This window comes from Capnocytophaga sp. oral taxon 380 str. F0488 (assembly GCF_000318255.2).
GTDB lineage: Bacteria > Bacteroidota > Bacteroidia > Flavobacteriales > Flavobacteriaceae > Capnocytophaga > Capnocytophaga ochracea.
On record NZ_KB291171.1, the window covers coordinates 179,363 to 190,213 of the forward strand.

6 protein-coding genes and 1 pseudogene are annotated in these 10,851 nt (G+C 41.5%); 1 reads left to right on the forward strand and 6 read right to left on the reverse strand.

The window, feature by feature from the left end; translation table 11 throughout:
* The 4 genes and pseudogenes from HMPREF9078_RS12070 to HMPREF9078_RS01140 form a co-directional block, all read right to left on the reverse strand.
* Nucleotides 1-126, reverse strand: a pseudogene (locus HMPREF9078_RS12070) (peptidase S51); the annotation flags it as partial.
* Nucleotides 127-241: 115 nt separating this feature from the next.
* Nucleotides 242-1,639 (reverse strand): efflux transporter outer membrane subunit, encoded by a 1,398-nt coding sequence (locus HMPREF9078_RS01130; protein ID WP_009418874.1) that lies wholly within the window; start codon nt 1,637-1,639, stop codon nt 242-244.
* Nucleotides 1,640-1,755: 116 nt separating this feature from the next.
* Nucleotides 1,756-2,856 carry an efflux RND transporter periplasmic adaptor subunit gene (locus HMPREF9078_RS01135; protein ID WP_009418875.1) on the reverse strand — a complete coding sequence of 367 codons (1,101 nt, stop codon included), beginning with the start codon at nt 2,854-2,856 and terminating at the stop codon, nt 1,756-1,758.
* A gap of 252 nt (nt 2,857-3,108) precedes the next feature.
* Nucleotides 3,109-3,441 (reverse strand): hypothetical protein, encoded by a 333-nt coding sequence (locus HMPREF9078_RS01140; protein WP_009418016.1) that lies wholly within the window; start codon nt 3,439-3,441, stop codon nt 3,109-3,111.
* A 414-nt stretch (nt 3,442-3,855) separates the two neighbouring features.
* Between HMPREF9078_RS01140 and HMPREF9078_RS01145 the strand changes: the two genes are divergently transcribed.
* Nucleotides 3,856-5,250, forward strand: coding sequence for a DUF5723 family protein (locus HMPREF9078_RS01145; protein ID WP_009418878.1), 1,395 nt, complete (start codon nt 3,856-3,858; stop codon nt 5,248-5,250).
* 90 nt (nt 5,251-5,340) lie between these two features.
* On the opposite strand, the gene HMPREF9078_RS01150 is transcribed toward HMPREF9078_RS01145, so the two are convergent.
* Entirely contained in the window at nt 5,341-8,328 is a 2,988-nt protein-coding gene (locus tag HMPREF9078_RS01150; RefSeq protein WP_009418879.1) for a VIT domain-containing protein, read from the reverse strand.
* A gap of 87 nt (nt 8,329-8,415) precedes the next feature.
* A complete protein-coding gene (locus HMPREF9078_RS01155) occupies nt 8,416-10,698 on the reverse strand; it encodes a GH92 family glycosyl hydrolase (protein WP_009418880.1) in 2,283 nt (760 codons plus the stop codon).
* Between the last annotated feature and the right edge of the window lie 153 nt (nt 10,699-10,851).

Here is a 10,851-nt window from a genome sequence, read left to right on the forward strand (position 1 = left end):
CACTTTTTCTACCAAACTTGCTGTTGGAATAAATACTATTTTCTTTCCATTTACCGGTTCTCCTGCAAAATCTTCAAACAATTTGGCTACTGAACTGAACGATGAGGTTAAAAATAATCTTTTCATTTATGATAATAATTGCTGTTATTGGACAAATAGGATAAGGGAGGCACGAGCAGCAAGCTCGCGTCAGCGAGAGGCAATTAGAAACTTTCAAAACTAGGCGAATTGCCATTCGCCCCTACCTCCAACCGCCACCGAGTGCTTTATACAACGTAATGCCATACTGCATACGGGTAAACTGTGCGTTGGCTACACTAAGCTCGGCATTGAGACGGTTTACTTCGGCTGTAATGACCTCTAAATAATTCACCATACCGCTATCGAACAATTGTTTGGAATAGTCGGTGGCATCTTGATAGGCTTTCATTTCTTGGGTTTTGAGTTGAATGAACTCGTCTTGCGAACTGAATTGACGCATTGCATCGGATACTTCTTTGCCCGCTGAAAGAATTGCTTTCTTGAAATTCAGCAAAGCGGTTTCTTGAGCAGCTTTCTGCACTTCGTATTGAGTGCGTATTTGTCGGCGATTGAGGATAGGTTGTGCCAATCCTGCTATAAAATTAGCAAACATTGATTTGGCAGAAAACCAAGTATCGAGTTCGGTACTACTGATACCTCCACGAGCGGAAAGAGTAAGCGTAGGATAGAAATTGGAACGCGCTACATTCGTAAGTTCAAAGGCGTTGCGCAAATTTAGTTCGGCACGTGCCACATCAGGACGATTTTCGAGCAGACTTACCGCATACCCTTGATGAAACTGTGTGGGAAATTGTTGTTCAGCAAGCGTGCTTCGCTCTATCGTATGAGGCTCTTCACCCAAGAGTACACAGATAGTGTTTTCCAATGCCCAAACGCTATTGTTGATGGTAATAAGTTGCGCCTGTGCGTTGTACACGAGGGCTTCGATTTGTTTGGTTGCTACTTCGGTAGTAGAACCTGCTTTTTTGAGTTGTTTGGTAGTTTCTAAACTTTTGGTGCGAAACTCAATAGTTTGTTCGAGTACCTTTTTCTGTTCGTCGAGCATCAGTAGTTGGTAATAAGCGGTTGCCAAAGTAGCGACCACTTCGGATTGTACTGCTTTTTGGGCTTCCAAAGTTGCTAAATAAGAGGCATAAGAAGCACGTTTTTGAGCGGATAGTTTACCCCAAATGTCGGCTTCCCACGAAGCGTTACCTGTGATATCGAATAGATTGTTGTAAGTACGGTCGGGAGCACCACCTCCAGCATTTAATGATGAGGTGCTACGAGTATAGTTAGCTCCCACCGAGAGGGTAGGAATAAAAGCTGCCTTACTTTGTTTGAGGTAGGCTTGTGCTGAAACCACATTTTGCATCGCTACACGCACATCGAGGTTATTGGAAAGTGCCTTGCTGATGTGTTGTTGCAAGAGCGGGTCGGTGAAGATATTGCGCCACGAAAGGGTAGCATCGCTTTGGGCATCGGTAGCGGGGCTTTCAGTACGGAAGAGCTTTTCGTCTATGGTTTGTGGACGCTCATAGGCTTTGCGTCCTGCACAAGCGGTAAGGGTAAGGGCTATGGTTACTATAGCCAGTGATTTATAAATGATTCTGTTCATACAGTAATGTTCAATTAACAATTAATATTTAACATAGACTTTGCCAAAGGTCGTAACACGACAAGCACTAAAATTTTAGCAAGGTTTACGATGCAAAGGCGACTTTTCAGTCTTCACTAAAATATCGGTTGTATTTTCTTGACAAGGCTATCCATTGAGATAGGTTGAGGTTTGATAACAGTACCCGTACGCACTTTATTGAGTCCTTGCGCGAGAATGACATCACCGTTTTTAAGTCCGCTTTCTACTACAGCATAGTTATCGGCACGACTTTTAAGGGTGATGATAGCTTGTTTGAGGGTGTCGTTCTCTACTTTGTACACAAATACCTTTCCTTGTTGCTCAAAGGTAGCAACTTCGGGGATTACAAGTGAGTTACTAAAATGTTGTGGTATCTTGATAGTCCCACTGTTGCCATTGGTAAGCAACTTGTTAGGGTTAGGGAAGGTAGCGCGAAATTGTATGCTACCGGTAGTAGGGTCTATTTGTCCGGTTACGGCTTGTATTTTGCCTTTCTCGGCGTATTCTTGTCCGTTAGCTAACACCAAAGAAGCCTCAGGTAAGTTTTTGAGTTTCTCGGCAGTGGTTTTGCCTTGGGTATTGTCTAAGAAGTCGAGGTATTCTTTTTCGTTCATTGAAAAATAGGCATACACCTCTTTCACGTCGGATACGGTAGTGAGCACAGTGTTATTGGCAGTTACCAAAGCACCTTCGCGGTAGTTAATCGCACCTACCACGCCGTTTACTGGTGCTTTTACTACGGCAAAACCAATGTTGCTGGCTACCTCGTTATAAGTAGCTTGGGCGCGTTGTAAGTTGGCTTTGGCTGTGGCGAGCTGGATAGGGCTCACAATATTTTTCTGTACCAAAGGCACGAGTTTATCTACCTCTACTTTAGCGACCTCTACGGCTGCTTTGGCTGAAGCAGCTGACTGGTTAAGGGTTTGAGTTTCTAACTTGAAGAGCGGTTGCCCTTGGGTAACCACCTGACCTTCGTCTACCAATACTTTGGTAATATAGCCTGATATTTTGGCTTGTACGGCGCTGTTCACCACCCCTTCGATATTCACGGGGTAAGAAAGGTTAGACACGGTATTTTGTTCTCCTACGACAATTACAGGGTAAGGCACAGCACCTTGTGGTCGCTGTTGCTGTTGGTTTCCATTATTACAAGCTACCATTGCAATAGCGGTTGCTACTAAAAAGATTTTATTCATAATGTTTGTTATTTTAGATGTTAGAGGTTTTAGTTATCAAACAGGTTGGATAATTCGGATAGGTTTGAGAGATAATTTTATTAAAAATAATACACTAAAAAGGAAGCGTTTGCAAAAAAACACTTCCTTGTTTTTGTGGCGTTGCGAGGTCTGCTTTTACAGTGCAAAAGTACACTAAAATTTTTTATAGACAAGTGCCGTGAGGCGTTAATCTTTTGTTAAAGTTAGGCTTCAATGGTTAATGGTTAGTGATTAATGGTCAATATGGTTTATCTGGTCGTATTCCACATTTGTTACACCTTTAAGATTAGAAAAATAGGCTTTTGCCTGACGAATATCTTTATCTTGGGGTACTTTGATAGCTATTCCTTTGATAACTCTGTATTCATAAAGCATCTCTGCACCATATTTTTGCACTTCTTTTTTCAAATGAGCCAATGTTTTTTGATTTTGATAGCTAATAATAAGATTATGCGTAATATTTTTAAGCATTTCTTCTTCTGAAGAGGAAGATTGTGCTACTTTTTGTGTGGTGCGACAGGAGAGCGCAAGAAGGCTCAATCCTACGAGAATTATCTTTTTCATAAGAAATAACAATTTTAAAATCTTCTACAAAATAAAGGTTACATTTTATATATCATAACTTTCGTAAACTTTCGTTAATAGGTTATGTTTAAGTAACTAATATCTTTGATAATCAGTGCTTAGATATAGGAAGCTTATAGGAAGCTTATACGAATCTTGGAAGATTGGTATAGAAAGGACGAATGTATGCTCTACTAAAAGCATAGGTGAAACGAAACTTAGGTAGTGAACTATGCAAAGCAGACAAGATTGTATATGGTTTTTCAAGAGGTAGCTCAGCGGTAAATGGCAGGATAGAAAGCGCAAAGATAACGATTATAAATTAATTCTACAAATAATTTTGACCTTCTTTATTTGTTATTTGATAAAATATTGTACTTTTGCCGCGCAATTTAAACAAGTGTTTTTTATAGAATGAAAAAAGTAATTTTATCAGCATTGTTTCTAACAACAATGGCAGTGGAAGCTCAGCAATCGTATGCAGGGCTTCGGGAGAGTAATTATTCGGGTATTTTTCCTGTAACTTCTAATCCTGCGAATATGATTAGTAGTAAGCGTTCTTGGGACGCTAATATTGCTACAGTGAACTTTGGTTTTGGCAACAACGCTATTAAACTCACGCCTAATATCACTGATAGCTTTAACGAGTACACACGCGTTGATACCCAGAATGCTATTTTTGGTTATAACAATATCAAAGCGAAGATAAACGTTGATGTGTTAGGACCATCGGCTTTTGTGAAGATAAACGACCAGCATACAGTAGGGATTTTCTCTCGTGTGCGCCTTCTGGGCAATGTACGTAACATAGATGCAAAAATGTTACAATCATTTGTTAGTGATTTAGATAAATTGGAACTCAAAACCCCTTACCAAGTGAACCTTAACGACCAAGAGATAGTGGTAAATGCTTTTTCGGAAGTAGGTTTCTCGTGGTCAGGTGAAGTGTATTTTGACGGTACTAACACGGTGAAAGTAGGAGCAAGTGCTAAATTGGTACAAGGCTCTGGTAATGTTTACGTAGGTTTTAAAGACTTTGAAGGTTCGGCTACACTAACGCCTGACACTGATAAGGACAAAGTAAACTTGAATATCCAATCGGCTAACGGAACTTTGGAAGTGCTTAACGGTGGAATGGACTTGGTTGATTTCGACAATGTAAAGGTAAACAAGTTGTATTTTAGTTCAGAAGCTACTACTTTGGCTTTCGATTTAGGAGCTACGTATGAGTTTCGCAAGGACGGTTGTCCTCGTTGCCACAACAATCCTCACGATTTGCGTGTAGGGATTTCGCTAATGGATCTCGGGCGTTTACAATACACTGCCAATAAGAACTCTTACCGCTACAAAATGCCTGCAACACAAAGCACGACTTTAAGTCTAGACGACTTATCAGAAGAAAATTTGAAGAATCACTTTGATGGAACAAAGGCTACAGGCTCTAAATTGAGGTCATCACTACCTTCTACTTTTAACCTCAGCGCCGATTATCGCGTAGTTGATGCGTTCTACTTGAACTTATCAGGACAAGTGAATATAGCTTCAACAAAGGACAAAGAGCTTTACAACGCTACTTATGCCAATGAGCTTTCACTCACTCCTCACTACGATACTAATAGTTTTGGGGCTTATTTGCCTATTTCATACAACCAAGTATCAAAAGCTAATGTGGGAATTGCCTTGCGCTTAGGCCCATTAGTATTAGGGTCAAGCACTATTTTAGGCAATGTGCTTACCCGCTCAGCTAAAGAGTTTAACTTCTTCTTTGGGCTTCGTTTCGGTCACCAATCTTACCCCGTAGACCTTTAATTATTAATTTAATTTTACAACTTCATAATGGAAAAGGCTGTTCAGCATTTACTGAACAGCCTTTTATCTTTAATTATTAAGCATTAACTATTAAAATTCAAAACTTCCTACTTCAATCACCTCCTTGGCATTACTGAGGCGTACAGTGGTTTCTTGTTGTTTTTGCTGAGGCGTACCATAGTGAGTATAGAAAGTAATACGCAAGTTCACAGGCATTAGTTGCTTTTGTGAGCGAGTGCCAAAGTAATCCACTTGCACTTTGTACTTGCCTTTTTCAGCTTTCTTGAGCATAAATTCTTCAGGTCCGTAGCCTTGAGTAACATCACGTGAGATTTTACCTCCAAGGTAAGTAAGAGTGTTTTGGTAGTAACACTTCTCATCTTTGGGGTCGGTTACCCATAAGTCCATATCGCAGCTATCAGTATCCCAACTGAGCACTACTCGCACATCTACGGGTTCTTTTTTGAGCAAACGTTTGTCGATATAACTCACATCTATACCCTTGTGGCGTGCGACAAGGCTATTGATATCGTTCATTGTTACGATTTGTACATCACCAAAACGACTGCTCCACTCGCTTGTAACTACTTTATAAAGGTTTTTTACGGCTTCGTTATAGGCACCATCGTCGGCAAGTACTAAGCCCAAATCACGAAAAGACTGTGGTTCTTCCTCACGCAGAGTTACCACCTTACGGAATACCCATACCGCTTCTTTCTTAGCATTGTAGTTGCTGAGCTTGTAGCCTAACATACGCAACAACTGAGGGTCGTCTAAACCGAGCTCTGCCAAATTGGAAACCACCAAGATAGCTTGCTCACGATTACCTTTCTTAAAGAAATAGTCGGCTACATCTACATAAAAGGAAGGTGTGTTACCGTATTCTTTTTTGAGCTTGTAATAGGTTTCTACTGCTTTAGATTCCTCAGTGTACTCCATTACCTTTAAATAAGGGGTATCGGGGTTATAGGCGTTGAGCTCTATTTTTGAGGTAGGTACAGGAACAGGACTTGCTGGGTTGCGTGATAAAGAAACATCTTTTTTAGCAGTAGTGTTACCACTAGGAGAATCTGCAACTCTACTATTTATAGCTCCCGCCATAGCTGCTTTTCTTTGTGGAGAATAACCTACTACAACTACTTCATTTAATTCTGCACTTTCGTCAGCTTCTATAGCAGCAACCTCCTCACTTCTAACTTCTTGTGCTACCCCAGAAGCCACCCCTCTTATTCTTATAGGAGTATCATTAGAGTTATTAACATTTTTCTTAGGTTCAGTGCCTTTCACAGGATATTCGGTATGCCACCATTTACTTTGCTTTTCCGATTGCTCCACGACTCTATCCAAAATACGCTTAGCAGTACCCTCTTTTTGCTTTTGCTCATTTGCTAAGCGTTTGGAGTACTCCTGCTGTAATTCGGTAGGTGGCATAATGCGGTAACGTACATAATCTTCTACGGTTTCTAATACTATCAGCGAATTGCCTTCGGTTACAATGCCGTAATCACGTCCTACCGCATCTATTTGTTTTTGTTCAACACCTTCTCGTTGCAGTTGTGCAATTTGTTTCTCTGCCCATATACGGCGCAAAAGGTTGAACTCACTTTCAGAAGCATCGGGGTTTGCTACAAATTTTACTTCTTTTTGCACCATTACCTTTTTAGGGTAACCAAAACTAAGTACTAAGGTTGCTTCCTCACTTTGCAATTCACCTGCAAGGGTGAAATTACCTTTGCTAATAGTAGCTCCTTTCTGTGGGAAGATTTTGGTTACTTTACCGCTTTTCACTTCTATATCTAGCAGTTGGAAAGGTACAGTGCGTGCTACTTTTATTGCTTGCTCAGTAGTGAGGGTTGTCAAATCTATAAAGTTACCACCCGTAGCATTGGCGAGGTATTGCATTTTTGGAGTATTAGCAACCACCGAAGCATTCACCACACTCACCGGTATTTTAGCTTGTTTCACTACTTCGTTTACAGAAAATTCTTTACTGCCAAAGTTAAAAATACCGTCGCTAAAAAGTAATATTTCATCTGTTTTGAGGTTGAAATCAATAGCATTACCATCGGTAGCTCCATCGTATTGCAAACTTTCTAAATGCGATTTCAGTGCTTGCCAATTGCCGTTTTTCACCTCAAAAGTAAGCGGTTTAGCAGAACGAATATTAAAAGTACTAAGCACTACCTTAGTGTCTTTAAGTTCCTTAAAATAAGCATCTAAAAAAGCAAACTCTTTTGCTCTATCGCGTTGGATTGCTGAGTGCGATGCGTCCCATAAGAGTCCTATTTCCTTAGGAGTGAGGCTACTTTTAGCTTTGGTATCGCTCAAAGCTATATTGCCATAAAAATAGCTTTTACTGCCTTGGGTAGCGCTAATGGTTTGTGGTTTCTCAATTTTCGGGAAAGTAAGCGCAATGTTCTGGTTGAGCGTGAAGTTTTGCTTGCTTACCTCACTGATATAGCTATTGCGCGCTTGTTTGAAGTCTAATTGCAGACTGTTCTGAATATCTGCCTTTACAAAGCGTGATACTACCTCAGTACGCACCTTGAAGTTTTTAAGGGTTACGTTAGCCGTGATAGGCAAGAAGTAATAATCCTGCCCGTCGCGCTCGTGTAGCTCTTGTTCAAAGGCGATGAGTACACGGCGAGTACCTTTGGCAGGCATAGGGTATACACGCGCTTTAAAGTTGTTGCCCTCAGTTTTTTCTAATAAGCCTGGGTCTACACCCCTGCGCACAATATCCTCAAAGGCTTTGCGTCCTAAGGCTTTGTCTACTACCACACCTTCACGCAGTTTGCCATTGATATCTAAGGCAAAGCGCGACACCTGCTGTCCGTCGGCAAGCGGGAACTGAAACTCGCCTTCCATTACGCGACTGTTAGGGTTGTAGAAGGTCATTTCCATAGTAGTAACAGCCGTTTGCCCTACCACTAATATATCTACTGAAAGGTCTTGCAATACCATCGGGTTGGCATTGCGCTCATTCACTACCTTCACCTCTGGCACTACCGATTTCTGTGCGGTTAGCAGTAAGGGAAGTAGTAAAGCTGTTGCTGATAAAAAATGCTTGATTCTCATTACTAAACAATGGTTTTGATGAAACTACTGTCTGTAAATCAAAGAGCATACCAAATTCACTAATCTACTAATTTTTACATTTGCTCATTACCTGAAAAACGTCAAAGTCCCATTCTCTCTAAACGCCCCAAACGGTATTTCAAAACCTTCTATTTTCTTGCCATTGAGCTGTACGTACTCTACTAAGTTGCTATCGGAATTGCGAGCCACACTCTTTATTAAAAACTTCTTGCCCTCAGGCAGTTGCAAGCTCACCGTTTTAAACAGTGGGTTACCGAGTATGTAGTTATCGCTAGCAGGAGTAACAGGGTAAAAGCCTAAGGCTGAAAACACATACCAAGCCGAGGTCTGTCCGTTATCCTCATCACCGCAATAACCGTCGGGTGTAGGAGTATAGAGTTTCTCCATCACTTCCCGTAGTTTAGCTTGTGCTTTTTGAGGTTTACCAGCGTAATTATACAAGTAGATAAGGTGCTGTATGGGCTGATTGCCGTGTGCGTAGTTGCCCATATTTATGAGTTGCATCTCGCGTATTTCGTGTATGGTAAAACCGTAGTACGAATCGTCAAACAGCGGTGGCATCTCAAACACTTCATCTATCTTCTTTTCAAAAGCCTCTTTGCCACCCATTAGCTGTATAAGTCCTTCTATATCCTGAAATACCGACCACGTGTAGTGCAAACTGTTCCCTTCGGTAAACGCATCGCCCCATTTCAGCGGATTAAATGGCGACTGGAACTTGCCGTCCTTATTCTTGCCTCGCATCCACTTAGTTTCGGGGTCAAATACATTCTTGTAGCGTTTCGATTGTTCGTAATACTGTTTAGCAACCTCCGCCTTACCCATCTTTTCTGCCATACGAGCAATGCAATAATCGGCGTAAGCGTACTCCAATGTGCGGGCTACATTCTCGTTAATCTTCACATCATAAGGTACATAACCCAAACTATTGTAGTAATTCACCCCCTCACGTCCTACCGATTTCACTGGTCTACCATCGTTTTGGGTAGCGTTCTTTAGCATCGCTTCTAAAAGAATTTCAGCATCAGCCTCGTCTATATTCCCTTTCAGGTAAGCATCAGCAATGATAGAAGCCGAATTCGACCCTATCATACAATCCCTATGACCCGGACTTGCCCATTCGGGTAACCAGCCCGATTCTTTATAAGCGTTCACCAATCCCTTCATCATCTGTTGATTCATCTCAGGGTACAACAGGTTGAAAAGCGGAAATACTGCCCGGAAAGTGTCCCAAAAACCGTTGTCAGTAAACATATACCCCTTTTCCACCTTGCCGTTATACGGACTGTAATGCACCATCTCACCTTCTTTGTTGTATTCGTAGAAAGTGCGTGGGAAGAGCAGTGTACGGTACAAACAGGAGTAGAAAGTGCGCAAATGGTCTATATTCTCATCTTCCACTTGTATCTTGCCGAGTTCACTCTCCCAAAGGGTAAGTGCTTTTTGTTTTGTCTGTTCAAAAGTGTCATTACCCAGTTCCGTTTCCAAGTTCAATAGGGCTTGCTCAGGCGAAATAAACGACGAAGCTACTCTTACGGTTACCTGTTCACCTTTTTTCGTGCGGAAGCCTATCACTGCCCCTGTGTGTTCGCCCTTGCTTTCAGCATTTTTTGTCAGCTTAAAGCCGTCGCTCCACGTCTGCACACTCTCAAAATCCTTGTCGAAAGTAAGCACAAAGTAATTGTGAAAATTCTCAGGTACTCCCCCACTGTTGTTGCGGGCATAGCCTATAATTTTGCGTTCTTTGGGCAACACTTGCACCATCGAGCCTTTAAAATAAGCATCTAAAACCAAATAAGCCTTATCGCTCTCAGGGAAGGTAATGCGAAACTGCGCTGCTCTATTGGTAGGCGTAATCTCCACCGATGTATCATAATCGGCTAAATACACTTTGTAGTAGTGAGGCTGAACCGTTTCTGCCTTATGAGAGAACCACGAAGCGCGTTCTTCCTCTTTAATTTTCAAGTCACCCACTACCGGCATCAGTGCAAAAGCCCCATAGTCATTAATCCACGGACTCGGTTGGTGGGTTTGCTTAAAGCCTACGAGCTTATCAGCGTGATATTGATATGCCCAGCCGTCGCCCATTTTGCCCGTTTGAGGTGTCCAGAAGTGCATACCCCAAGGCACCGCAATAGCAGGGTAAGTATTCCCGTTGGATAAACTAAACTTCGAGTCCGTACCCATCAGTGGGTTTACATACTCAGTGTAAGAGGTTTCGGGCACTGCCGAAGTAGTGTCTTGTTTAGTTTCTTCTTTTGAAGTGTTTGCCTGCTTATTACAAGCCACCATCAAACACAAAAACACAAAGTATAATATCTTTTTCATCTTAATAATTATAATTTTCATTCAATTAGATATTATTTTATAATATGAGTCAAGGATTAAAAATTAATAAGATATGGTCTATAATGAGTTATGATAACCGTCATACATCTCCTCTTTACCTTCACTTTCCCCGTCACCACACTCCCCCTCTCCTTGGGAGAAGTCTCCGAATAG

Excerpts from the sequence above, each read along its gene's own strand:
- HMPREF9078_RS01150 (WP_009418879.1), bottom strand. The coding sequence starts at position 8,328 with ATGAGAATCAAGCATTTTTTATCAGCAACAGCTTTACTACTTCCCTTA.
- HMPREF9078_RS01135 (WP_009418875.1), bottom strand. The coding sequence starts at position 2,856 with ATGAATAAAATCTTTTTAGTAGCAACCGCTATTGCAATGGTAGCTTGT.
- HMPREF9078_RS01130 (WP_009418874.1), bottom strand. The coding sequence starts at position 1,639 with ATGAACAGAATCATTTATAAATCACTGGCTATAGTAACCATAGCCCTT.
- HMPREF9078_RS01155 (WP_009418880.1), bottom strand. The coding sequence starts at position 10,698 with ATGAAAATTATAATTATTAAGATGAAAAAGATATTATACTTTGTGTTT.
- HMPREF9078_RS01140 (WP_009418016.1), bottom strand. The coding sequence starts at position 3,441 with ATGAAAAAGATAATTCTCGTAGGATTGAGCCTTCTTGCGCTCTCCTGT.
- HMPREF9078_RS01145 (WP_009418878.1), top strand. The coding sequence starts at position 3,856 with ATGAAAAAAGTAATTTTATCAGCATTGTTTCTAACAACAATGGCAGTG.